Consider the following 24,923-nt stretch of genomic DNA (forward strand, 5'->3'; position numbering starts at 1 on the left):
AGGCGCAAGTCTACGGATGAAAAATGACTTTTTTATTTCATCTATACGTCAGATTGATGACACTAAATTTCTACAAAGCATCTTTAAATCATGTAGTTAAAATCCACCTGTCAAGTTCAAGGCGAGTGTTGTCTGGATTTAATTGCAAAGTTCAATAAGCGTATTTAACTGTCAATTTATTCCACTTATTATTCATAACACCTCATTTAAATAATTAATTCACGAATTGGAATTAATAGAGCTTATTTATTGAAAAAAGTAAGCACTTTTTTATACACATTTATTACTTTTTGAAATAAAGGCCAGTATATTCCGACCTAGTTATTATGTAATAAATTCTATTAATCGATAAAATATTAAAATTATTCGTGTCAGGTAAAAATAAAAGTCATGTAAAATCAATAGAGTATAAAATCTATAAAAAAATTTTCGGATTCAGGCCGCTTTCCACGTGCCTGATCAATGGACACTTCATATCTATTACGGTAATTTATAACTCATTACTGTCCACTTGAGTACTCAAGTCAGACGGCATATCACATGTTTCTCTAGGTCAATTATCCTCAATAAATACCTGAGAATATTTATTTTTTTCAAATAAACGCATTGTAAGGATTGGAATGCTTTTATGGATTTAAGCGTCGTTGATATTATTCTCATTACCTTAATTATGGCAACAGGCTCATTTTTGCAAGCCTCTGCCGGTTTTGGTTCCGGACTGGTAGCGATTCCATTGCTAGGTTTTATCGAGCCACAATTAATACCAGGTCCACTGCTCTTTGCTTATTTATTTCTCACCATCTTTATGGCCCATAGAGAACGAGATCACTTGAGTCGCTTCCATATTCGTAATACGGGTGTGGGACTGGTCATTGGCACTTTAATCGGCACGCTCGTATTACTCAATATCAATAGCCAAGCCTTTCCCACAATTGCTTCAATACTTGTGCTGTTTGGCGTTGTGTTAAGCTTTATGACCAGCTCTTTCGCATTGACCCGTTTAAATATTTGTTCCAGTGGTTTGGTGGCAGGTGTGATGAGCACATTGGCCGGCCTCAGTGGACCGCCTTTAGCACTCCTTTTACAATTTCAAAGTGCACCATTTGTGAGAGCAAACCTTGCTGTCGCCTTTGTTTTTTCGTCTTTACTCTCTATCGCTGCACTTGCATTGACTGGGCATTTCTCAGCAACGTCACTTTATTTAGGTTTATGTTTGGTACCAGGTATGTACCTAGGTTACTTTTTTGGTCAGCCTGTATCGCGGTTAATTAGTCAGAAACAGAGCCGGTATACAATATTGTTGATTTCAACCCTGAGCGCATTGTCACTCATGTACAAAGAGATGGTTAATTTCATCTAGTTACCTAAATTCAATTAGAAGTATTTAAAATGGTTATGCAGAATACCTTCGAATTTATTGAGCAGTTGAAAACTGCCTCCACATTAGCTGATGTCAAAGAGCTATTGAATCGCCTCTTGGAAATCATTGAATATGATTATTTCTTAATTGGCCTCATTATGCCGCAATCTATTACACGCTCTGATGTACTTATTCTAGATAATTACCCTCAAAGTTGGCGGCAATACTACGATGATACAGGGCTTGTTAAAGTGGATCCGATAGTCCGTTATTCTATGGATAATTATCTACCGATTATCTGGTCTCATTTAGAAAAAGATGCCCGCTACTCTAAGCAAGAGCTTCAGGTGATTAAAAAAGCCCATGAGGCGGGTTTGCAATCAGGGTTCAGTATTCCATTTCACAATAATCTAGGAGAGTTTGGCATGATCAGCTTTGCACTAAAAAACCAGCAAAGTGACAGTGTGACCAAATTTAATAGAGCGCTGCCATTAGTTCAACTCATTGTACCCGCTTTACAAGATGCGTTAAAACGTATTGACTCGAAGACCTCTATCAGCGATACAACTTTAACGAAAAGAGAAACAGAGTGCCTCACTTGGGCAGCAGAAGGTAAAAGTAGCTGGGAGATATCAAAAATTCTCTGCTGCTCTGAACGCACTGTGTTGTTTCACTTACAAAATGCGGGCGCCAAACTCAACGCTAATAATCGCTACCAGACGATTTCAAAAGCAATCATATCGGGTGCGCTGAATCTCTCTGTTTAGCGGTACTAGCCATCATCAATGATGATGGCTACCAAGCACTTACTTTAATAAATTCAATCCAAATGCCTGCTTAACATCGTACAACACGCTATTGGTTTTGACGACGCCCTCTGCGGTGCCCCGCGATAGAATATCAATTAACATCGCCTTGTCTGCTAAGAAGCGGCTACGACGCTCACGGATCGGCCTCAGCATTTCTTGTAAGCACTCCTCTAGGATCGATTTTACCTTGTTATCTCCCAGACCACCTCGCATGTAGTGCGTTTTTAACCCTTGCACCAGCTCAGTATCTGGGTGAAAGGCATCTAGATAAGTAAAAACGACATTACCTTCTATTTTACCTGGATCCGAGACTCGCAAGTGAGTCGGATCTGTGTACATCATTTTAACTGTCGCTCTGATCTCGTCCTCTGTTGCACCTAACGTGAGTGCATTACCCAATGATTTTGACATTTTTGATTTACCATCTGCCCCAGGTAGTCTTGCTACATTACTTAACCTAGGGGCACACTCAACCAATATATCTTTACCTGCTACTCGGTTCACTTTTCTCACAATCTCATTGGTTTGCTCAATCATAGGTAATTGATCATCACCCACTGGCACACTGTCCGCTCTAAACGCTGTGATATCCGCCGCTTGGCTAATTGGGTATGTCAAAAATCCTGCGGGAATAGATTGCCCAAACTGTTTACTGGCAATTTCTGCTTTCACCGTAGGGTTGCGCTCTAACCGAGATACCGTTACCAAATTTGCATAATACATGGTCAATTCTGCCAATGCCGGTAACGCCGATTGCAGGCAAATCGTTGTCTTGTCAGGATCGATCCCAACAGCAAGATAATCAGACAACACGTTTAAAATATTTTTTGAAACCTTAGATGGGTTTAATCCATTATCTGTTAAGCCTTGCAGATCGGCGATCAACACATATTGTTGATTGTGATCTTGTAATTCGACACGCTGCTTCAGTGAACCAACATAGTGACCTAAGTGTAATGGACCCGTCGCCCTATCTCCTGTCAGAATGGTGTGTGGCATTCTTTTCTTTCCTTATTAAAAGCGTCTGTATTACACAGCTAATTCATATTTCCAACTTGGTTAATCGCCGATGCTAAATACCCACATTGGGATAACCCTACACCAGCAATATTGATCCTGCCACCAGGCACAATATATATGCCAAACTCTGATTTTAATCGCTCAATTTGCTGTGTATTTAAACCCGTTAATGAAAACAATCCGCTTTGCTGTTTGATATAGTCAAACTGTGTATTACCTAGATCATTGAGCGATATAACAAGCTTTAATCGCAATAACTTCAATCTATCTCTCATCTCAGCAAGCTCTTGCTGCCACAAACAGAATAACTGTTGATCCCCCAGGATCTCAGCAACAATAGCGGCACCATGATCAGGCGGCATGGCATAGGAGCAGCCTGCTATCTGTAACAAGTGCTTTTTAATGAGTTCTGACTTCGCAGTACTACTACCAACAGCAATTGCACATCCAGTACGCTCTCGGTACAGTCCCATATTTTTTGAGTAAGATACCGAAATAAAGGCATTTTCTACATGATTCACCAACAAGCGCAGCCCAGTAATATCCTCTGAGATCCCTTCTCCAAATCCTTGGTAAGCAAGATCAATTAAAGGCATAAACCCTTTACGATGAGCCAGTTCAGCTAGGGCCTGCCATTGCTCCAATGTGATATCAGCGCCCGTTGGGTTGTGACAACATCCATGTATTAAAACGAGATCATTGGCATTCGCTTCGCTCAGCGCTGCCAACATCGCTGATTCATCTACCGTTTGAGTCAACGGATCGAGATAAGGATAATAAACGACCTCAACCCCAACAGCAGCCGCCGTTAAAGGATGATTCGGAAAGGTCTCTTTAGGTAACCATATTCTCGTCTGCGTACAAAGCTGTTTCGCCAGCTCAACAAACAGCCTAAGCGCGCCACTGCCACCAGGCGTCTGCAGTGCGCTTGCACGGTCAAATGCACCACTGCCACCGAGAATTAGGTGCTTAGTTGCTTCATTAAAAGACTGATTGCCAGCAAGCCCTAAATACGCTTTAGAGTGTTGTGAATCCAGAAGCGCCGTCTGAGCTTTGCTCACCGCCGACATAATTGGGGTATTCCCTGTTTCATCCTTGTAAACACCAATGCCCAGCTCTATTTTTTCAGGCCTTTGATCTTGGCTAAATTCAACCATTAACTTCATGATTGGATCCTGCCCAATCTCTTTTAAGTTGCTCAACATTCGACGCTCCTTCTTAGCCTTACTACTATTGATTCACTTGTTCTACAAATCGGATTAAGTATCCATCTGGGTCTCGGAATATCACTTGGTTAACACTGGCCACTCCGTCTAGCACTCGATATTCAATGGTTTCAGTTTCAAGAAAGATATCCTCAGACGGAGTAGAACAGTCGAGATTTTCTAAGCTCTCTACCTTAAACGCGATGTTCATACCATTACCAAACGGTGTATCATTGCCATGACTCATCCAGGCGGTTTCGCCAAGCTGTTGCAACATAAGTTGAATATCGTCTTTGTATAGAAAGAAAAACCCTTGCTCCTCGCGCTCAAACAACACTTTAAAGCCAAGCTTTTGAGTATAAAAAGACAAACTACTTTCAATGTCCCGACAAACCAGTTCAGGGATCGTGTTATTAAATTCCATTACGTATTCCCCGATTATTCAGCTTTTATGCCTTCGACAATTAAAAATTGCGCTTTGTCTTGATTGTCACCAAACGCTGGGCAGTGCTCAACACACTTTATATGGGAGAAGCCTGCGCGGCTGAAAGCGTTTAGATAGTACTGAGTCGGCCAATAGACATCTTCAAGCTCTAACGTACCGTGGTCAGTTTGCAGTTCGGTTGTCATTTTTTCACCAGCTGAATAAACTCGGTCAACATCTCCATTACGCAAAAAATCAAATTGAACACCGGTGTATGCCGGATTCATTGTCAACATGGTAAATTTTGCTCCAGGCTTTAACACCCGATAAATTTCTTCGCAGATCGCTATCTGCTCATCATGTGAAGGGATCTGCATTAATACGTAGCAAGAAACAACGCCATCTATGCTGTTATTTTCAGCAAATGCAAGTTTATTTTCTCCTACTTGATAAAATGACAGATCTGTATTTTTATATTCATTTTCACAGTGATTGATCATCTCTTGTGAGATATCTACGCCGGTGATCTTTTGTTTATATTCCTCAGCAAGGTAAGCGGCAAAAAAACCAGGCCCGCACCCATAATCAATAATATGGCCAGGCTTATTTAGTGCATCTTGTTGTGATGAAATAACACCTAAATATCCCATTTCAATCCATTCTACAGCGGTTGTATGCTTAGAATATTCTGAGACTGAATCCCCTGATTCTAGATTTTCGTGGATCATAATAAATTCCTTTTGGATAACTTTTTACTAATTTTTTAGCGGTTGCTTTTCGCCGCATGATTTAACTGGTTGAGTACTTGCTGGGCGCTGTTGTAGGCTGCAGCCAATGTCTCCTCATTGATAATTTCAGCCTCTATTAAACGGATTAGCGGGTTTTCTCCCGATAGACTTGCATGGGGTAACACATCACAGTGCACATTTAAATGGCAGATGAATGTGCGTAGCGCATAGAGTGCGCCCAGATTCCAGTACACGTCAGCATACTGTGTTAAGCGCTTTACAGTCCCTTTGAGCTCTACCATATCAATACGATCAACATCCTGCCCAACGCGCAAAAATGACTCATAATGCGCTGAATTAAAACTCTGTAAGTCAGCGCTAAGTAGGTCAACTTGCTGATCATTGAGAAGTAAACAACATGCTAAAACAGCTTGTTTATAGATAATGATAAGTTCACACAACCAAAGTGTGAGTTGTTCATGACTCAAACCACAGGATTGCTGGAAACACGCATATTGCAGCACGCTATGTTCCATGGTTGAGCGATGTATATAAGCGAGCGGTTCAGAGTATCGCTGAGGGAGCATGTACTCTCCCTGTTCAACAATATGATGATAAACCATGCCCCGTAATGCATATCGAAGTAGATTACCAGTCTGTTGAGGATCTAGACCAAAATCGCCTATATGCGTATCCACATCCAGCAACAATTCATGCATCCATAGTGATTGCTCATCCGCATTACCAATCTGATGTAATTGTTGCTGAAAGCGCTCATCCAATAGCGTCAATGCATTGATCACATCTGCAAATTTTTTTTGAGGCAGCGCTTTTATGACTTCATCAACATACCCAGTGCGCGGGTGCCTGTGAAAATTATCCTTGAGCTTGTTGATCAGGTTTTCTTTGATCTCTTGGTCTATTTCACAAGCGGCTTGGTAAAAATACAACATACTCGGTAACCCACTCATTTAAAGGTTTGAAATAATTTGGTTACGCTTACCGCGCGGGGTAATTTTGATGTCATCAACAAACCGAACTGTGACATCAAAATTATTGTGCAATAGATTATCTATCTCACTGGCAATATCGACTTTGATTTGCTCAGTCATTTTGCTCGTTGGAATACAATCAAAATACACATTGTCTAATGTATCTTGGATCAACTGCCACGATGCCAAATGTTCACCGTATTTCATTAATCGTGTATAGCCGACATCCAGCAGATAACCAGGAGAGTATTCTTTACCTTCACGCGTCTTAAACTTAGAGTTGCTGCGCCCTTTAAAGTCGCCAATTTGTCTGAAAATGCGACCACAACCACACGTTTCACCTTCCGGTTTTAACTGGATCATATCACCTTGACGGTAACGGATAATCGGCATCGCCCAGTTGTACAAGTTGGTCGCAATTAGCTCGCCCAATTCCTCGTCTTCAATCACTTGATCATGTTCATCTACCACTTCTACAATGTTGATATCTTCCCAAATATGGTAACCACCGTGACGACACTGTGCCGCCACGGTGCCAGCAAGTTCTTCAGAACCATACTCATCCAATACGGGCACACCAAAAATCTCACTCCACTGATCACGCTCTTGCTGCAAAGACATTTCTGATTTCACATTAATACATTTCAAATTAGTGCGTATGGCCTCAATGTCGTCTTGGCTTAACCCTGTCAATATGTCTTTGAGTTTTGATGGATAGAGTGTCAACATATGTGGTTTTGATGCCACCAATTTTTCACGTGAGTCTTCTACACTATCTAAAGTCCAAATATGCGTCAGTGGAAAGCGCCCTTCGGGTAATGAAGCAAATGGATAAACACCAGTGTAAACATAAGTTTGACGATAATGATCAGGGTAACCATCCATCATCATGTGATAAATCCGATATGCCGTGACAACACGTTCAATCATGGTGTCGTCGCTGTAAGCAACACGCACAACCTTACCACTTGACCCGCCAGTGATAGCCGTTTGTACATTATCAATGGTGTAGCCCTCAGCTAGACTATTGTGCGGGAAGTTATCGATCAGATCGTCTTTCTCAATGATGGGAAGTTTCGCAATATCTTTAACACCTTTGATCTGATCAATATCCACACCATGGCTATCATATTTAGCGCGATACATGGGTACATTGTTATAGGCATGGCGTACCATTTTGACAAACTTTTCATCTTTAAGTTTATTCAGCTCGTCACGATTAAGTGTTTGATTATACTTTAATTCTTGCCATATTTTGTAGCCATCAATTGATAGCTTTTCTAATTCTTTTGTCGTGAAATCTCTCATTTTTTATCAATTCCTTTAAGTTGATAGATAGCAGCTAAATAACGGCTTATATGTTTTGTGATTAATTCTGAGTTTGAGGCATGACGTAAAACTAAGGCTTGCCAATGGCTGAGGTTGCACAGCGAGTAATCGATTTGTCTGTCGCCATCAACAGCACTACAACTAAACTCAAAATGATTCAGGACATCTTGACCAAAAAAGCCGTGGCTACTAATAAACTCGCGAGGATCCTGATTATGATCATACTTACCGTTATGCAATTCAATCGCTAATAGTAATTCGATCATGTCTTTGGTTACTTGATTACCAAGCGACCCCAATGAGATTAACCTAATGTCGTCCGCCTGCTCATGTTTGGCCATATCTTGCGTTAGAGAATCTAGTAACTGAGCACTGTGTGAAGATTGATTGATCCCAGCTCGGCACATTTGAGCGATGCAGTCTTGCTCAAAACACGTTGAAAATAGTGAATCAAGTGTAGATCTAGCAACATCTTCTTTAGTGATGAAGCCAAACTGGCTTGGATGTGCGCAAAGCTCCAATTCAGCGCGGGTGTAAACGGTACTGTCTCCACAGCCAATAATGTGTGCCTTGTCTGTGGCTTCATACCCGATCAAAGCTCTCGGGATGGTCAGGCCGACAGATGCATGTGCGCTTTCATGTAAGTTAATCAACAGTTGGTGTAATGCGCCGTTAAAATAGATTTTCCACAACAGCAGATCTCCGCCACTGATAGTGGATAACCCGTGTCGGTAAGGGCAACTAACGCCCAAACCACCCGCACCACCACTGGACACCTTTTGAATGCGCTTTACGCCATGTGCAAAGGCTGCTTTTAAGCAATTAAAATAAGCAAACATCATTTCAGAGGCCTGCTCGAGTGACGTATTTTTAAATATCGGCACCAATATATTGCCAACTGGCAAGCAATCAATGATGTAATCGGGTTTTAGCGTTTGAATTAGCGCCGATAACCTGTCAAAACCTTCATTGCAGAAGATGTCAAAATGAATGATATCGACGCAGTCTTCTTGGCCCAGCTCTTTTGTCAAAGCAGTGCGCCGATGCATAGACTTACAATGCAGCGTTAACTTTTCCACGCTGTGATTCATTAGCAATCTTTGTGCACAGGCCTGCCCGACTTCCCCACATCCCAGTATCAACACATTCATATCATGCCACCTTGCAAATCCACACATAACTGTTATCAACAGCAAGTGGGATCTCTTTGGTGATACTCAAACGACTATTATCAAAAATAGACATATAATCTGCGCGGGTACGCGGGATCAATCCTTGTAGTCGATGAATATAATCAAATCCCTTTGAGAATATGTTATTAACTTCATTTGGCTTTTCACCAGTCACCGTATCGAAAATAACGATGTATTTTAGGTTTGGAAAAATCTCGCGATAGTTATTCAATAAGCGCTCTAATCGCTCGTTTGGTTCAATATGGTGTGTAAAGAAGGTAAACATAATGGCTTCGATATCTTCATGTTGACCTTCAATTTTGGTGATATCTTGTTGTTTAAATTCCACGCCATCGATCCCTGATTTGGCGAGGTTTTGATTCGCTAATGCAACCGCATTGGCATCCATGTCCATACCTATTCCCTTTAAACCAAAATTTCGGCAAAGCTTGATTAATCTGAGCCCTGCGCCACACCCCATGTCACACAGCGTGCCCGTTAATTCGAGCTCAGCAACCACTTGATCTAATTGCTTATCAATGAATGATGAGCCAATTTCCGCAGAGTGCTTTGCAACACTGCCGCCATCATAGGGAATACGATCAAGCTCCCCATCAAACATACGCTCTTGTTCACTGAGTAAATCTCGATACGCATACAGCCAAAGTTTAAATATCGGGACTTTCTTTTTAATCTTTTCACGACTTACCAATAACTGGTATTGCTCTTGCTCAGCTGAAAAAATACCGCCTTCACAAAGCGAGTTGAGAATTGCGTCTAAATACGACCCTTTGTCTTTATATACTTCCTTCAATAAATGTGCACTGACACTGTCATTTTCATCTAGGTGCTCAAAAAGCCCCATATGCTCTGCAAGCATTAATGCCTTACTGGTAATACAGCCAGAAAATGCAATATCAAGATTGTCATAAGCGCCCATGGCGACTCCTTTCATGTTGTTTAATATTGTCCACCGCTTTAGCAAGCAAAGCCTGTATTGCTTCTCGCGACTGCGCAGCAATATGCGTCGTTGCCATGAACACAGAAGGCTCTAAGGACAACAACCCGTACTGATCGTTTGCGACACCGGGAGTTTCTAGCCACTCTTGGTAATAACCATCCATGTATGCGGATCGAATCGTTTTTGTTGTCAGTGCATTCCTTAGCGCTGTCGGACAGATGACGTGTGGCGAGCTGAAGCAAAGTAGATCCAGCTCTTGATTAGCATTAGCCAAAGCTCTTTCATCAATAAATGATTGAGTTGTCTCATTGAACGTCACACTGACGACCACTAAATCACAGGTGCTCATTAGCTCCGGTAGCTCTAAAAATTCAAGCTGATGGGTATCATGTAACGCTTCTTTTGGCGACCTTGCGTGATAGTAAACAGGTTGGTCACTCACTGTGCGTATAAGTGCGAGCAAAGCACGATTAATGTTCCCAAGCCCTACCAGCCCGATTTTTGACCCTGCAAGCTCTTTGTAAGGGGTTTGAAACCAGGTACCTGCTTGCATCTTTTGCCATGAAAAATGAAACCGAGTATTGCGCATTATCATGGTCGCAAAAGCAAACTGAGCCACCGTCTGAGCATTGAGCTTAGGCGTATTCATCACCTCAACACCCTTATTAGAAGCAGCTTTAAGATCGATAAAACTACTTGTGCCAGTACCAAGCACGACAACCAGCTCAAGCACTTGAGCAGCATTTAAAAACTGCTCTGAACAATGTTCAGGACCCCCAATAATGTAATAATGACAATCCACCAGCGCTTCGATGATCTGTTGCTCATCTTTTGGCTCTTTGAGGTGACAGATTTGACAATCTAACTGCGCTAATTGAGTGATATCAACATCGCCAGTAACAAGTAGCTTTTTCATCTTACTTTTCCAAGATACGTGTTACGGCTTCTTTGAGTTTTTCGATTCCTTCATAGAACTCATTATCAGGCTTCATCAAAGAAACGCGGATAAATTGCGTATGCTGCGACTTTGAATTCCAATAAAAGAAACGCCCTGGAAGCACTGCAATATCATGCTCCTTTAGACGTGCTGCGAAACTAACATCGTCGTATCCAGTTGCACTGATGTCGATCCAACACAATGGAAGCTGGCACTTTTCATCATTATCAAAAACCTTTAAGCCTGTACCTGCCAAGGCGTCATTAATGGTTTCACTGCGTCTTCTCACTTCATTTTTAATGGTGGCATCAACACCAAACTTGGCTGTTACGGCAATAAACTCCTTTAACAATGCCAATGCAAAGTTACTGCTACACAGAAAAATCTCTTCATAGAGCAAACGCATAGTGCTACTGATCGCTTCTGAATAAACCATCAGGCTGATTTTGAGATCTTGGGTTGGCCATGTTTTCCCAGTATCTTCAATCACAACGTAATCAATGCCTGATTGTTCTAAGATTTGATAATCATCAAAGTTAGTTTTGCCATAGATCCTAAATGTTCTATCTAATAAAATCGTGATGTTGTGTGCTTTACATTGCTCAACAAGATAGACAAACTCGGACTCTGTCATCTCCAAACCTGTCGGGTTATTTGGATTGACTAGAAACAGTGCATCAATGTCACCACCACTCACTATCTGTGCTAATTGATTTTCATTTTTAAGTGCCAGCTCATCAAACGCACTAATATCAACACCACGACGTTTTAACAGCAGGTATAAATTGTCAAAAGCGGGTTCAATCAATGCGGTACGCTTATTTTCCTTATTGAGCCAAGCTGCGACGATATCAATTGAATTTGAAGCTGTCGGGCATACACTGAAATGAGTACTCGAGTGCAGTGTTGAAGAGTCAATGAGTTCAGCAAATTGGTTTTTAAACGCTTTTTCCATATCAGGGATAGAGCTCTCTATACCTTCTTGCCAATAGCGCTGTAAGTTATTGATGATATCTACATAATGTTCGTTAATATCATGGTATGCATGTCCGTCTGCAAAGTTATAGAGATAACTTAGGCCTTCGACTTCAACTTCAGTCAGACTATCGTAACGATCGGTGTTCATGATGTTTCCTTATCAAATTAATATTGTTAGCTACAGGTTTCATCCTGGACGGCGAGCATAAACTGGCGGTTTACTTGAATACTGAGTGCAATAGACTTTGTATTTCCAAGCAAATGTACTTGCTTGTCACCTATGCGGGTAAATGGGATCCCAATGCGTTTAAGAATGCGTTCAACTGCAGTTGTGGTTACCGTGACGTATTCCTTGATGCCATTTTCAATGGCATAGTCATATATGCCTTGGAATAGCTTCATTGTAATACTGCTACTTTTGTTGGTTTCAGCTTGAGCAAGATGCTTATCTACTGCAAAGCGACTTAACTCATAAACTGATTCAGAAGCAGGTATGGAGTGACCTTCAAGTAAGGTCGGAAAGGTATTTTTAAGCATATACCTTCCCAGAGTCGGCAAAATTCGCCAACATCCATAAATCTGCATGCTATTGTCTGTAACGTAGAGGTACTGCGCATTTGAATAGTCGTATTCATCAGACTCAAGTTGTAGTTCTAACTGCTTACTGGTATGTAGTTCCCACTTTAGACGTTTAACAAAAACCTGATAACGCAAACGACAAATTTGCTGATATTCTTCCTGTGGAATTGAATTATAGTTTACACATTTTGTTACGACTCTCATCGGTAGTTCTCCCCTTACGACGTACCGAAATGAGTATAAAAATTCCAAAGTATTTTGATACCTGTCAGATCTGACAGGTATTGCAAAAAACCGGATTAGCGTAACTTTGTGAGCTGTTCGCAGCAAGTTCGGGGATATTGAAGTGAAAAATGTACAATTACATACTGTATCAACCACAGTCGCGGTTCAGCGCTGACTGATACAGGTTACAGTATACCTATGCACTCACTGACGTGAAAATGAATTTTAAAATCTACAAATAGCACACCTCAGGAATAAATTAATCCAGAAAGAGCAGATGACAGATAGATATTGAGCGAGGAGCAGTTAAGATAAATGCGGCCTAAACTTATCAAACACCTGATTTGAGCTTTATGCGGCTGACTTTAAAATAAGATTCAACGGTTAAATTTAAAACCGAATCCTCTTCTCATAATAAAAAAGCCGCGACACTTTTTGGTATCACGGCTTTAAACTCGTTAAGTGCCAGTAAGTTTATTCAAACTCAATGGTGACAATCTGCTTCTGGCTTTGACCATTACTACTACTGTAAATGTAATAACTAAATGAGTCGCTTGCGCCATTTGCATTGCCATTTGGCGTATAAATAAATTCACCTGAGTATTCGCTGATGGCTACATCTCCGTAGGCAGGCGCATCTGCTAACCCAAATGTGACTCCAGTACCGCCTGGAAGCTTGCCAGCAAAAGCAGCATACTCAGTCGTAGTAAACTTAACATCAAGGCTGTTATCTACTTCAACCGCGCCAAAAATAGTACCGTTGTATCTATCAATCGCTTTATTTTTTCGGACATCTTGTTCGAAGTCGTGATACAACAGCAACTCTTGTTGACAACCTAGTTCCATTTCCTCTTTACAAGCATTTATCTCATCTTTAGATAATGCACGAGTCCATATTACTACATCATCAATATGACCTTTAAAGGTGTTCGTTGTTGTATCTGTCGAACTGAACGCGCCAATACGAAGTGGTACGTGGTTGACTACGTTACGTTTACTACCTAACGCACTACTACCAACGTCCTTGCCGTCAAGATACATTGTCACTCTCGCACTGCCTTCCCAGTCAACAACAACGGCAGCATGATACCAACGTCCGGTAGCAAGTTTTTGACCAGTCGCTTCATAACTTTTTTTACCATTGCTGGCGGCATCATGTTTCCACGTTAAACGGTTTCTTGTGTTAACACTCCACGTCCAGCCTTTATAACCACTGGCACCACCAATTTTCTTGTTAAGAATAATACGAGTTTGATCTTGTGAACCTGGTTCCAAATAGATCCAAGCTTGAGCAGTGAAGTTGTCACCACCGAAGTCAAGTGAACCATCACTAGGGTCACCAAAGTCAACGTAGTCACCATTACCATCAAGCGTTAAGTATGTATTATGCTTTTCAAGCTCTGGTCCGTTCACTAACGTCATCGTGCTCTCGCCTGTTAGATCTTCTAATTCACCGTTAACCATATTGTCAAAGTGATAGTAAGAAACTAGGTTTGAGTTACTTAATGAAGCGCCTAAGTAACGATTTGCCGCGATAGACTCTTGTGATTTTGCGTAATCCCAAATACGAACTTCATCAATATTCGCATCTAACTTCTTGCTAGTACCATCGTTGCCAGAGCCCCATACAAAGTAAACATTACTATCTTTTGCAGCATCTACTTCAGAAATAATTAGTTCACCATCTAAGTATACTGACAACTGCTGAGTCGGCTGATCATAACTCACAGCATAATGCTGCCACTGACCAACAGTGATTGTCTTAGTCGACTTATACGTGGTGTTTGTTGCTTTCACACGTAAACGACCATCAGAGAATATTCTCACCGCAGCCTTTGAAGAGTTTGCGTCTTCTGAAAAAGTGAATAAATTAGAGTTTTCTTCTGGGTTCAACGAGTTCACTTTTACCCACGCTTCAATCGTGTATGAACTGTTTGGATTAAAACCAGAGTCCATAGTTTGAATCATGCTCTGATCGGTACCGTTGATTACAATAGATTGACCAAAACCGTTCATGATAGATAAGTCTTGATGATATGGGCTTTCAACAGGGGTCCACTCACTACACTCAGGGTTACCAAAATCAGTACCATCATGCGGGGTTACACAGAAAGCCACAAAGCTATCAATGTCTTCCAATGACAAGGTGTATGATTGGTAGAATTCACCATCAATAACTTGTGCATCATCATTACTGCCTGTCGCAGATCGATACCACTGATAACGTGAGCTCTCTTCAAAATCACTTTCATGATCAGTATAAGTGTATGACGCTGATACTGTAGATTTACCGATAAAATCGCCAGCTAATATTACCGTAGAAGCCACTGGGGCATTGTTGCCATATGACAGTACCGGTTCGCCACACGCTGCACTGTTACTACATAAGTCAAATGATAACGCGGTTGTGAACGAGTTTTGCGCGATTGTGATTTCCGTTGGTCCCCCAAAGTCTGTGGTGTCATATTGGATCTCTTTTTCGCTGTCTAATAGTGGGCCATAAGAACCTTTTTCAAACATCAAACCTTGGTTACCCATAGTGTAGATGTTATCTGCGGTACAAACCGCTTCTTGCACGTTGTATTCAAACTCAAGCAATTTAAATGGCATTCTGAAAAATGCATTCATTTTCGTGCTGTTAACAAATTTTGATGCAGCATTGACGGTTAATGTCGCGTCAATCATACCGTCGTTATTAACGTCATGCGTAAGCTCTGGCGTAAAGGTAATATCTTCTTCTGGGTCAAAGTAAATCTCAGTGCCATCTTCAAGAACTAAAATAGCCGTAGATTCAATGTTCAACTCAAAGTCTTGATGTAAATCTAGCGCTGCACTTACGAAAGTATCAAGTGTACTGAATTTGTATCTGCGATATAAATCTTCACCAGCTGGTGCAAAATAGTTATCAATACATTGTTCAGACGTTCCTTCCATTGACTCCATGCCGGCTTGTGCGTGCCACTTAGTCCAGTTAGAGCCCCAGTAAATTTCTTCGGATACCCAGTCAGTTAAATCGTGACCAGCTAAGAAACGCAGCTTATCGACTTCTAAACCAATCGCTTTTTCAATCGCTTTTCTTGCGTTTGAAGGCACCTCAGCTAAAGAGTCACGTGTTAGATTCTTAATGAAATAGATGATCTGTTCATTCGTCATGTTTGCAGGAATGAAAGAGATTGTTGTCGCAGTTGGATCTGCTACATCAGTACTGATAATTTCAATACCATTAACTGCACCTTTATGAGCGTATACAACGTCAATAATATCTACGCCATTAACAAAACTCGTGCCATGAGTGATATTGTCACTCACGCCTCTAGCGTGATCTTCCGCTGTCACAACAGATAATTCGTAGAAGTTGTTTTCAATTAATGAAGTTAATTTCTCGTCGCTCAACTCACGCGTTAAATCGTAAACTTCAACACCATCGTCTAACTTGTAACACTGAGAACGATTAAGTGCATTGGCACAGTTGTCACCATATACACCAAATGATTCTGAACCGACAACTTTCTCATAAGAAGCGTAATCGATTTTGGTTTGGCCATTTAATTTTTCAAATAACGCTGACTCGTATTTGATTAAATAATCTTCAAAAATTAACTCAGCCGAGATTTGTACACCTGGAGAAGACGCAATGAAGTTTGCATTTTCACCGACGGTAAACTTGGTTGCTAAATTAACCGGCTGACCTGCTGCAATTTCATCCGGAAATCTTAAATCCATCTCAAGAGGAATGTCAGCTTCAACCCAACCGCCGAATAAGTCCATGCCGCCCACATAATGGATTTTTCCGTGTGATTCAATTCTAATAATTGCAGGATCATCAGGCAGATTTTCTTCTGGCACATTCCAAGTATGTTTAGTTTCAGTTGACGCCCACTGAGGAGAGCTCATACCTAATAATTCAAGTACTGTATTTTCGCCCCAGTAGCTACCTTCACCACTTACATCACCTTCTAACGTAATTTCCATTGAGTCCATATCTAATACGTCAACAGTAATCTGTGCGGTGTCAGTCGTATTGTATTGGTCATACACAATCACTTGTAGTGTGTAAGTTGCGGTTTTTTCAAAATCCAAACGGGAGATGGTCGGGCTAATGCTTAATATACCTGTTTGTGCATCCAATACGAGATCACCATCTTCATTACCGCTCAATATTTGGAACGTAACGAAGTCACCAACATCATTTGCATCGGCTGCAAGTATGCCAATTCCTGTGCCACTGGCAGCAATTTCACTGACAGTAAACGTTTGGTCTTCTATCGTTGGGGCATTATTAACCGTCACTGTTAAACCATCTTGCACTAACATAGTCGCTGAGCCAGACGTAAATACTTTATAAGTTACATTATCGATAACTTGTGTTGTTTCAGAGTCAACCCATTGGTTATTTGCTGCACCAACATAGTCGTCGTTGTCACCTAAAATACGTAAGTTTGAGTTACTACTCACGCTCTTATTAAGTGTAATTGAGTTAGCACCTGAACCACGGATATCAAATACTTCAACGTTACGAACACGAGAAGCTTGAGTTGCAAGGTCTAGATTAATACCTGAACCGTCAAATACTAATGTATCTGTGTTACCGCCTGCATCAATACGAGTGAAGGTGTTGTCAGAAATGTAAATAGTATCTTCACCAGGACCTGCGTAAACAGCATCGGTGCCACCGTTAGTTCGAATGACGTCGTCACCTGTACCTGTAGCAATATTATCTGCTGCCGCTGTGCCAGTGATAGTATCGTCACCGTCTGTGCCCCAAAGAGTCACTAACTTACCGTCACCATTTAGAACGTAAACCGCACCGGTGTTTTCTAAGTTGTTTTTGTTGGCAGAAGGCGCACCAAATTGAATGTCTTTGATACCGTCGCCATTGATGTCACCAGCACTTGCTATGAATTGCCCAAGTTGCTCGCCACCATTACCTTCAGAGTAAAAACCTTGTTGGGTTTCAATGATCTCACTAAGATAAACAGGCTCTGTACCTGCGCGGCCATAAACAGCGTATACCCGGCCCTTGTTATCCTCTGCAAACGGGTCACCGATAATGATGTCGTCAAAGCCGTCGCCATTTAAGTCACCTGCACCACCGATTGAACCTAAAATAACTTGTAAGTCACTATGGCCGATATTTGAAGCGTCATTGTGTATTACAAAACCGCCATTGCCATTGGCAATATCCGCAAGGTTGATTTCATCAACAACGTTAACACCACCAAAGATGATGTAAGCACGAGGGTGATCAATACCTGAGCAACAACCAGTGTCTGTCAACAATAACGCAATATCGTCAACACCATCTGCGTTCACATCACCTACGTGAGACGTGGTAAATGAAGGTAGTGCATCAAGAGTTGCATTACCAAAATCGAAACCATAATTGCCGCTGCCTTGTGGCGTGATCTTTATGCCATTGCCTGCGGATTTAATACTGTTATATTTAACAGCCTCTCCGCCTATACGGCCATAAACAACATAACTTGTACCAGAGGTATCAACAAATAAACCGTGGCTAACAATAAAGTCTGTTAAGCCATCGCTATTAAAGTCACCCGTTGGTAAAACTTGTGCGCCATAATACCAGTCGCTAAATAACTTTCGGCTTGGACGAGTAATCGCAAAACCTTGCTCGTTGTAGTCTGTTGCAACATTAGCTAACTGAACAACATTGTTGTCTTTTTTACCGTAAACAACATACGCTAGGTTTGGATCAGCTGTACCATCTTCAAGTAAATCTCTTAATGCAAAAGAGCCTGTGCCTGCTAAGAAACGCGTAACCGTTTCACCAATAACAATATCCCCCAGACCGTCACCATTCACATCGCCAACGACTAACGTACCACCAGCATAGTCTTCAGTGTATGCACCATGAATAGCAAAACCGTAATCGCTCCCACCCGCGTTCATATCAGACAATGGAATATAGTTAGTACCAGTTTTACCAAATACAACATATACTGAACCAGAGTAGTCGCCATTGGTTCCCGCGTAAGGCGCACCAACTACTACATCTGATAATCCGTCGCCGTTAATATCAACGCCACCAGCAACAGCAAAACCTGCGTTGTCGCCAGACTCAGCTCCCATGATACCAAAACCACGAGTACCACCGATCACTTCTGTTAATGATGGGAATGTGCCCGTTGCATCACTGAAAAGAACGTAAGCTGCACCGTTATCTTCGTACATAAAGGTGCCATCATTTCTATAAACATCTGCTTGAGGAGCGCCGACAATAATATCGTCGAAACCGTCACCGTTTACATCCCCTGCTGGGGCGACTGACCAACCAGCCCAGTCATCGGCTGCTAGACCATCAATGGATTGCGCATTGTTGTTTAATGAATCATTAATGTCAGTAACATTAATCGTAACTGGCATATCATAATGATTACCCGCGCCATCTGTTGCACGAACTGTCAATGAATACTGGTTATTCCCTAGTTCAAAATCTAATTGCGTTTGGTCAGCAACTTTAATTTCACCTTTAACCGGATCAACTGAGAATACCCCGGCGTCGTTACCAGAGACGATTTCATAGCTATAATGTTCTAGTGGAATATCCCAGCGACCCGCTTCAAAGACTTGATAATGCAGTTCAAACTCACCAAATCGATTTGGTACCACACTTTCATTATCACCATGCAAATATCCTTGCAGTAACATAGGCGCGACGAAATTGAAGCGTACCGCCGCATCAACGATGTCTTTATCTATTCCTACTGGTTGAACGAATACAACCGGGTTGTTATAAGATTTTGAAAAATTTATAGAAAATGGCGCTTCACTGCCTGAATCAGTGACTTTGATGACGCCCGTTTCACCCACAATCGCCAAGCTTTCTGTAAATAAAAAGCCAGAGCCTTGTAGTGCGAAGACATTGACGTTTTCAGCCGCATGGGCGTCATCATCTATGTTATCAATGTGCACTTTTATACGGTTTGCAGAGACTTCATCAATCGCCACACCGCTTTGAGACGTGCCATTGTAGGACGTTAAGGAGGTTAAAATCGTTGGGGTTTCTGTGATCGGCGCACTAAATGCATGACCATGCACCTGATGCGTCACCGCAGTGCCTGTACTTGCCACTTCAAATGGCTTGTCATTCCAAAACGCTGAAATGGGTTCAGCAAATGCTATCCAGCCAAGCGTTTCGCCCTCACCGGTATTGGTAAAGCTTTGAATGACACTGGTGCCTTTTTTATCGAGCTCAGATTCAAGTACGGCCTCAAAGCCTTGCGCACTCACGTTATCTAAGCGGTGGCGCATCAATAATCTATTATTGTTTTTACTCGTTAGGCCAGAGTAAGAGTAGGTGCTTACTTCATACTCTACTGCATAGTCACTGTTGGATTGGATCTGACCAAAAACAATTGGCGCTTGCGTAAAGCTTGAGGCAAATGAGATGGGCTCAAATGCTTCACCATTGGTTACCCAGTTTTTAATGTCCGTTTTACCGACTTCCAAACGCACCGTTTTATCGGATACGCCGTCAACAAAACTCACTTTACCTATGGTGGTGTTCGTTTTGGTATTTTCATCAACATGTATTGTTAATGGTGCCATGGTAGCTTGAGCACTATTGGGGACAGTCACCCCCAAAGTCAGCAAAGCTAAGCACAGTTTAGTCCGCATCATAATATTAATACCCCCTATTAATTGACAGATACAGTTCAATTTAGGGTTTATGACATGCAATTGTGCCAAGAATATGGAATGGATTAAAATATGCGCAAAATATCATTATTTAAAATATAAGAACAATAAAAGTATTAGAAGTACAACGACCAAGCTATCCTAATGACAGAGATGACAGCGCTTTAATTACGGGCAAAAAAAACAGATAGACGCAAAGCAAAAATTCAATCTTGGAAGGTACTGAGTGAAACCGTGGTATTTATAAAATGGAATTTGAGTGCAGCTATGTGCACAGCGATGAAAGTTGCGCTTTTAAGATTAGAAAGCCGCTTGAAAGCTCAAGCGGCTACTAAAATTAGTGAGTCGGCCTATAAGCCGGGTTCTGTCCCTCTTACGAGGTGATAATCATTCGTCTAGGCCTAAAATCGCTCTTAGGCTCAAGCAACCTACCCGGTTCCGATGTGGGCCACACCATAAGGAACCCTATTTGGTCTTGCTCCGGGTGGAGTTTACCTTGCAACCGACTGTTACCAGCGGTCCGGTGCGCTCTTACCGCACCCTTTCACCCTTACCAACCGAAGTTGGCGGTCTTCTCTCTGCTGCACTTGTCGTGGGCTTTCACCCCCCAGCCGTTAGCTGGCACCCTGCCCTGTGGAGCCCGGACTTTCCTCCCCTTGATCATTTTCGTCACAAGCAGCGATTATCCGGCCAACTCGCGGCGCATTATACCTGTTTCTGGCCTAAAGCACAGCGGATTTTTTGCTATTCTTCTCTTTGTGCAATAATCGCTTTGTATAAAGCATTCTTTTTAAGGCCAAAGTATTCTGCAGCCACACCACAGGCTTTTTTAAGCGGCATTTCAGCTTCCAAAAGCGAGATTAATTTTTGCGCTTCAGGCGTAATTGCCGCGGTCTCTTTCCCCTTACCAGGTAAGATAAGTACCAATTCACCACGCTGACGTTCAGGTTCATCAGTTAGAAAAGCAATTAGCTCAGATACTTCACCGCTAAAAAACGTTTCATATGTCTTGGTGAGCTCTTTGGCAAACACCACTTGCTGCTGTTCACCAAGCGCGCTGGCAAGATCATCGAGACTGGCCATAATACGATGTGTGCTTTCATACATAATACTGGTGATCCCAGACTCAAAAGCATCTGTGAAAAACTGCTGTCTCGCTTGGCTTTTTGCTGGCGTGAAGCCAATAAATTGAAACTTATCAGTGGGTAACCCTGAACAGCTCACCGCAGCTATCGCAGCACAAGCACCTGGGATAGGTGTCACTTTAGCACCCGCTTCACGGCATAAATTCACCACGGCATAACCAGGATCGCTGATCAAAGGAGTGCCCGCATCAGAGACCAACGCAATATCTTTGCCTTCATTCAGCCAATCTAATATTTGTTGGGCTTTTTGTTTTTCGTTATGATCATGCAAAGCAAAGGTTTTTGCTTTAATATTAAAGTGACTCAACAGTTTGCCAGTATGGCGTGTATCTTCTGCTGCAATAAGATCTACGTCAGCTAAGGTTTTCAGCGCCCGTTCACTAATGTCTTCTAAATTGCCAATTGGTGTAGCAACGATATGCAGGGTGCCAATTTTGTCTAAGGTGTCAGCTTTTGTCATTGAGCTCTCCAAGATCAGTCAGTAAGATATTCACATACAAGGTGATGAGTGAAGGTATACGAGTGCAACTGAAAAAAATAAGTCTAATAGTGGCTGTATTGTCCGGTTTATCGGCCTGTGGCACAACCCCTAAAAACGTACAACCAACAACAAACTCGCAGACTCAAGCGCCAGCGGTGCAATCAAATGAAAATATGGATGCGAGTTCACTTTATGCGCTCGCACTCTCAAAACAGGGCGCAAACAGAATTCAAGTGCTTTACAGTGCAAGAGAAGCTGCGATCAACGAACAAAACTGGTCTATGCTAGAGCAGATCTGCTTTGAATTAGAATCGAAAGCCAGCGTTGATCATGTACAAAATAAGCTCTATATTGCTTTTGCTCAAAAAGAGCAAGGGAAATACGAAAGTGCGCACACCATACTAACGAATGTCAGTGATCAGCTTACCCTTGCAGAGCACAAAGGGTGGCATCAATACCTCAAAGGCAGTATTTTTGCCTCTCAAAAGTTACCCAAAAAAGCCCTCGTTCATTACTTTAAAAGCGCGGATACTGCACAACAAAACAAACTTAACATCACGAGCTTAAATCAAGATATCTGGACGGCATTACAACAACTATCCTCCTACGCTTTAGAGCGCTTTGACCGAGGTTCAGTGATCCAGCAAGGTTGGGTGAAACTCGCTAAATATCATCAAGTTTATTTGGGTTCAACGGTGCAATTACACCAAGCTATGAACAACTGGCAAAGGCGTTATAAGAACCACCCAGGTAGTTTTATTATTCCCAATGAAGTGAAATCTACCATCAACCTTGCGCCTTACCAAGCAACCAAGTTAGCCATTTTGCTGCCTCAATCAGGCAGTAGTGAACGCTTGGGCGCGGCATTAAAAAATGGCTTTTTAGCTGCTATGGATAAAAGTCAAATCGAAGAAATTTATTTCATTGATGAAATGGACAGCGCGGAGCTCATAGACAGAGAATTACAAAAAATCCAAGCTGATTTTATTATCGGGCCTCTATTAAAAAGCAATATTGTCAAAGTAAAATCAAGCTCGTTTGTAGCACAATCTTCAGCAATATTCCTAAATGAAATTGACACACAAGAAGCTGAACGCATTCACCAAGAACATTATTATTTTGCGCTCAACCCAGAACATGAAGTCGAACAAGCCATGGTGCACTTCTTAGCTAAAGGATTTCAAAAACCCATGCTGCTTGCCCCCAATACACCGTCGGGACAACGACTAATATCTCACTTTAATAACCAATGGCAACACTTCAGCAAAACAGAGCCAGAAGCTGGGTTTTACAATAACAGTGAAGACATGGTCGACGTTATCACTGAGCTACTTGAGGTTGATCGCTCCAAAAGTAGAATTAGAGAAGTAAAAAGTTTATTTCGCAGTGAAGTTGAAAGTGAAACTCGCTCTAGAAGAGATATAGATGCAATTTACATCTTGGGTGATGCAATTGAAACACGCCTTTTAAAACCTTATTTAGATGTAAACGTGAGCACATTCGCTGAACGGATCCCGCTTTATGCGAGTTCACGTAGTTACAGCAAGCAAATCGATAAAACAGACAAAGGGGATTTAGAAGGGCTTTATTTTACTGAGTTACCCTGGATGTTGCCTGATGCCATTAACGAGCGTAATTTAAGAGATACCTATGCGCGACTTTGGCCTGAACAAGCTGACATAGAACAACGCTTATTTGCGATGGCCCATGACGCACTAAATCTAATTCCAGAACTCAAACAGCTCAGTAGAATACCGGGTAAGGAATTCGATGGTTTGACAGGCGCATTGAGTATTAAAGAGGCTAATCAAATACATCGTAAATTGAGTTGGGGGCAATACCACAAAAACCAAATTAGGTTGGTTAGTTTGGATGAGCGCCTTCCCACGCCATTGTTTATGCAAGAGGTTGAATAATCAATTGCATTTGCGGGCAACGTATTCGCCCACCAGTCCAAGGATATAAGGATGCTAAATAGGATTTTTACTAATACAAGGAAGAAAGGCCAGTATTTTGAGGAGGTTGCAGAGCACTACCTCAAACAACAAGGCCTCACTCCTCTAGCACGTAATTACTTGTGCAGATATGGAGAAATTGATTTAATCATGAAAGATACCCACACTTGGGTGTTTGTAGAAGTGAAATACCGCAAAAGCCATCGATTTGGCGGCGCCATAAATACACTTTCACAGCAAAAACAACAGCGTCTAAGGCGCAGTATATATCAATACATGCAAGATTATACCTTGCATAATGTTTCGCTGCGCGTAGACTTTGTTGCAATACAGGGGGAGACCCCACATACGATACAATGGATAAAGAACGTTTTTTAATATGCAAGAATCAATCAAAGCCATCTTTACCGAAAGTATTCAAGCGCAAATTGCAGCAGGAGAAGCACTGCCGGAACAATTAGAAACAGCGGCGTATGTGATTTCTCAGACATTGATCAATGGTAACAAATTGATCTGCTGTGGCGTACCAAGTAGCCATATGCTTGCTGAACACTTTGCCAGTTTACTTATCAACTTTTATGAAACTGAACGACCCTGTTTGCCCGCACTGACTTTAAGCCAGTCAAATATCAATTTAAGCGGACAAACAGCCAACGGCCAGACAGAGCTATTCGCTCGGCAAATCCGTGCTGTGGCGCAAGAGGGTGACCTACTCTTTGCCATTGCACTCAATGGCAACGAAAAAGAAGTGATCAGCGCCGTCGAGTCTGCATTAACCAAAGACCTTAAAATCATAGCACTGACCGGCAATGATGGTGGTGAACTCACCGGCTTACTCGGCCCCAATGACGTCGAGATCAGAGTACCAAGTAAGCGCTCAAGTCGTATATTAGAATCTCATATGTTCACGGTACATTGCTTGAGCCAACTTATAGACAATATCTTATTTCCTCAGGATGCTTAA

The 24,923-nt window shown here is 41.9% G+C and carries 18 protein-coding genes and 1 other RNA gene; 5 read left to right on the forward strand and 14 right to left on the reverse strand.

Going from position 1 to position 24,923, the window contains the following annotated elements:
- Positions 1-628 precede the first annotated feature (628 nt).
- Positions 629-1,360 carry a sulfite exporter TauE/SafE family protein gene (locus S4054249_RS18830; RefSeq protein WP_046355752.1) on the forward strand — a complete coding sequence of 244 codons (732 nt, stop codon included), beginning with the start codon at positions 629-631 and terminating at the stop codon, positions 1,358-1,360.
- Between the two features lie 35 nt (positions 1,361-1,395).
- Positions 1,396-2,127, forward strand: coding sequence for a LuxR family transcriptional regulator (locus S4054249_RS27005; RefSeq protein ID WP_046355867.1), 732 nt, complete (start codon positions 1,396-1,398; stop codon positions 2,125-2,127).
- A gap of 39 nt (positions 2,128-2,166) precedes the next feature.
- On the opposite strand, the gene trpS is transcribed toward S4054249_RS27005, so the two are convergent.
- The 14 genes from trpS to rsmI all read right to left on the reverse strand — a co-directional run bounded on the left by trpS (position 2,167) and on the right by rsmI (position 21,983).
- Positions 2,167-3,168, reverse strand: coding sequence for a tryptophan--tRNA ligase (trpS, locus tag S4054249_RS18840; protein WP_046355753.1), 1,002 nt, complete (start codon positions 3,166-3,168; stop codon positions 2,167-2,169).
- A gap of 38 nt (positions 3,169-3,206) precedes the next feature.
- Positions 3,207-4,394, reverse strand: coding sequence for an aromatic amino acid transaminase (locus S4054249_RS18845; protein WP_046355754.1), 1,188 nt, complete (start codon positions 4,392-4,394; stop codon positions 3,207-3,209).
- A gap of 25 nt (positions 4,395-4,419) precedes the next feature.
- Positions 4,420-4,818: a VOC family protein gene (locus S4054249_RS18850; RefSeq protein ID WP_046355755.1), complete on the reverse strand. Its 399-nt coding sequence runs from the start codon at positions 4,816-4,818 to the stop codon at positions 4,420-4,422.
- 14 nt (positions 4,819-4,832) lie between these two features.
- Positions 4,833-5,546 (reverse strand): class I SAM-dependent methyltransferase, encoded by a 714-nt coding sequence (locus S4054249_RS18855; protein WP_046355756.1) that lies wholly within the window; start codon positions 5,544-5,546, stop codon positions 4,833-4,835.
- A gap of 35 nt (positions 5,547-5,581) precedes the next feature.
- On the reverse strand, positions 5,582-6,517 hold the full coding sequence (locus S4054249_RS18860; protein WP_046355757.1) for a hypothetical protein: 936 nt from the start codon (positions 6,515-6,517) through the stop codon (positions 5,582-5,584).
- Positions 6,518-7,846: a phenylacetate--CoA ligase family protein gene (locus S4054249_RS18865; RefSeq protein WP_046355758.1), complete on the reverse strand. Its 1,329-nt coding sequence runs from the start codon at positions 7,844-7,846 to the stop codon at positions 6,518-6,520.
- On the reverse strand, positions 7,843-9,018 hold the full coding sequence (locus tag S4054249_RS18870) for a hypothetical protein (RefSeq protein ID WP_046355759.1): 1,176 nt from the start codon (positions 9,016-9,018) through the stop codon (positions 7,843-7,845). Before S4054249_RS18870 ends, S4054249_RS18865 begins: the two co-directional genes overlap by 4 nt.
- Position 9,019: 1 nt before the next feature.
- Positions 9,020-9,979 (reverse strand): class I SAM-dependent methyltransferase, encoded by a 960-nt coding sequence (locus S4054249_RS18875; RefSeq protein ID WP_046355760.1) that lies wholly within the window; start codon positions 9,977-9,979, stop codon positions 9,020-9,022.
- Positions 9,966-10,916 carry a 2-hydroxyacid dehydrogenase gene (locus S4054249_RS18880; RefSeq protein WP_046355761.1) on the reverse strand — a complete coding sequence of 317 codons (951 nt, stop codon included), beginning with the start codon at positions 10,914-10,916 and terminating at the stop codon, positions 9,966-9,968. The genes S4054249_RS18875 and S4054249_RS18880 overlap by 14 nt, the downstream gene beginning before the upstream one ends.
- Before the next feature lies 1 nt (position 10,917).
- A complete protein-coding gene (locus tag S4054249_RS18885) occupies positions 10,918-12,063 on the reverse strand; it encodes a pyridoxal phosphate-dependent aminotransferase (protein ID WP_046355762.1) in 1,146 nt (381 codons plus the stop codon).
- Positions 12,064-12,089: 26 nt separating this feature from the next.
- On the reverse strand, positions 12,090-12,698 hold the full coding sequence (locus S4054249_RS18890; RefSeq protein WP_046355763.1) for an acyl-homoserine-lactone synthase: 609 nt from the start codon (positions 12,696-12,698) through the stop codon (positions 12,090-12,092).
- A 495-nt stretch (positions 12,699-13,193) separates the two neighbouring features.
- A complete protein-coding gene (locus S4054249_RS18895) occupies positions 13,194-20,360 on the reverse strand; it encodes a LamG-like jellyroll fold domain-containing protein (RefSeq protein ID WP_046355764.1) in 7,167 nt (2,388 codons plus the stop codon).
- A gap of 355 nt (positions 20,361-20,715) precedes the next feature.
- An RNA gene (gene rnpB / locus S4054249_RS18900) (RNase P RNA component class A) lies at positions 20,716-21,076 on the reverse strand.
- A 46-nt stretch (positions 21,077-21,122) separates the two neighbouring features.
- Positions 21,123-21,983 carry a 16S rRNA (cytidine(1402)-2'-O)-methyltransferase gene (gene rsmI / locus S4054249_RS18905; protein WP_046355765.1) on the reverse strand — a complete coding sequence of 287 codons (861 nt, stop codon included), beginning with the start codon at positions 21,981-21,983 and terminating at the stop codon, positions 21,123-21,125.
- 62 nt (positions 21,984-22,045) lie between these two features.
- Between rsmI and S4054249_RS18910 the strand changes: the two genes are divergently transcribed.
- The 3 genes from S4054249_RS18910 to S4054249_RS18920 are packed head-to-tail and all read left to right on the forward strand — an operon-like array spanning position 22,046 to position 24,923.
- Entirely contained in the window at positions 22,046-23,920 is a 1,875-nt protein-coding gene (locus S4054249_RS18910; protein ID WP_046355868.1) for a penicillin-binding protein activator, read from the forward strand.
- 51 nt (positions 23,921-23,971) lie between these two features.
- Positions 23,972-24,337 (forward strand): YraN family protein, encoded by a 366-nt coding sequence (locus S4054249_RS18915; RefSeq protein ID WP_046355766.1) that lies wholly within the window; start codon positions 23,972-23,974, stop codon positions 24,335-24,337.
- A gap of 1 nt (position 24,338) precedes the next feature.
- Positions 24,339-24,923, forward strand: coding sequence for an SIS domain-containing protein (locus tag S4054249_RS18920; RefSeq protein WP_046355767.1), 585 nt, complete (start codon positions 24,339-24,341; stop codon positions 24,921-24,923).

The sequence above is a fragment of the Pseudoalteromonas luteoviolacea genome (genome assembly GCF_001750165.1).
Classification (GTDB): Bacteria; Pseudomonadota; Gammaproteobacteria; order Enterobacterales; family Alteromonadaceae; genus Pseudoalteromonas; species Pseudoalteromonas luteoviolacea_G.